Source organism: Phormidesmis sp. 146-12 (genome assembly GCF_052939495.1).
In genome coordinates this window covers 1-1,339 of sequence record NZ_JBJPHS010000250.1, presented here as the reverse complement: position 1 = coordinate 1,339, position 1,339 = coordinate 1, and the positions used below count along the sequence as shown (strand labels likewise).

The window sequence follows — 1,339 nt, the reverse complement described above, 5'->3', positions numbered from 1 at the left end:
ACCAGACCCTACGCTCTTACGGCATGATCGCTGTTTGATTTTGTCCGAACCATTGGTCAGTAAGCTTTGTACAATTTCCATACGGCTATCGGTCTGGTGCTTGTTTGTTCTAATCAGCACCCTAATAGATCGATGGCTTTCTTGTCGATTCCCTCTCCTAAAAATCGTCCGGACTATTGTTATTGCAACTAATTCTCATATATGTAGCGATAAAGACACTTTGGCAGCATCCCAATTGTGTAATAGATCTCAGCCCTCACCCTCTCCCTGGCGCTACTGTGTACACACAAGTCGTCTATCGCTTCGTTTTAGTCAGCTTCTGCCCCCTAAATCCCCCAAATTTGGGAGACTTTGAAATCCGAACCTTTTCTGAGCTTCAGAATTTTCTTGATGCTCAAAGTTCCCTAGAATGAAGGAGTTAGGGGCGCGATCCCCTCAAACAGAGATCGACTCGACTTGTGTGTACACGGTAGCGCCAGGGAGAGTGAACAAGAGGTTTCTGGCTCCCTTGGGCTGGCGAGGGCAAGAAGCACGTAAATGGCGCAATTCTAGAGTTATTCAGTTCATAGAAAGGACGACGAAGCAGCGGAGCGACACAGCCCACATCGTCTTTTTTCACTGCTTTCAAGGCTTGCGTAACTTGGGTGACTGATTGAGCAAAGTTTCGTTTAAATCTGACAGAACAAGCGATCCCCCAGATGATGCTGCATTAAGGGCTGGTGTTGAGCGTGCGATCGCAGATGACAGAACGGGTAAGCATAGTGCAGTAGCTAGGCTAACAGTAAGGAACTGTTGTGCTAGGAATCGATTGAGAAGATTAGTCATCATGTTTCTAGTGCAACCTGTCCTTCGCCAAAACATCCAGTCTTAAACTCAAGGTTCCTTCGACTTCTGTACAAGTTTCAACCCCAACTCCAGGCAGATTTAACAGATAAATTCCAACTACCGTTTACAGGTTGATTGAGCATTGCTGCTTTTGGCTCAGAGTATCACTGGATGATCACAGATCACAAGCTGTTTTGAGCCTCAACGAATGTGATCGCACTCCTCACCCCTGCGATGCCCCTCCACAAGCTTCGTCGGTTCCTAGGGAGTTGCGCTTTGCGCTAATCGCGCTTTACCTGAACAACGCGCTGCTCCGCAGATACCGCAAGGGTCGCGCTCTGATGGTTGGTACCTTCGGTAATCGCTAGCGCTCGATGATGAATTGCGCGCTTTGATGGTCGATCGCTAAGTTGTGAACTGCGGTCAGCTTTGCTGACCTGAAGGCAATGCAGTTCAGGTAATCGACCAAAACTTCGCAAACGAGACTTCATGGCAAAAGTGACTGAAGATTACT

At 47.7% G+C, this 1,339-nt stretch carries 1 protein-coding gene; it reads right to left on the bottom strand.

The window, feature by feature from the left end:
• Positions 1-1,106: 1,106 nt before the first annotated feature.
• On the bottom strand, positions 1,107-1,316 hold the full coding sequence (locus ACKFKF_RS35055; protein ID WP_446862415.1) for a hypothetical protein: 210 nt from the start codon (positions 1,314-1,316) through the stop codon (positions 1,107-1,109).
• Positions 1,317-1,339 lie beyond the last annotated feature (23 nt).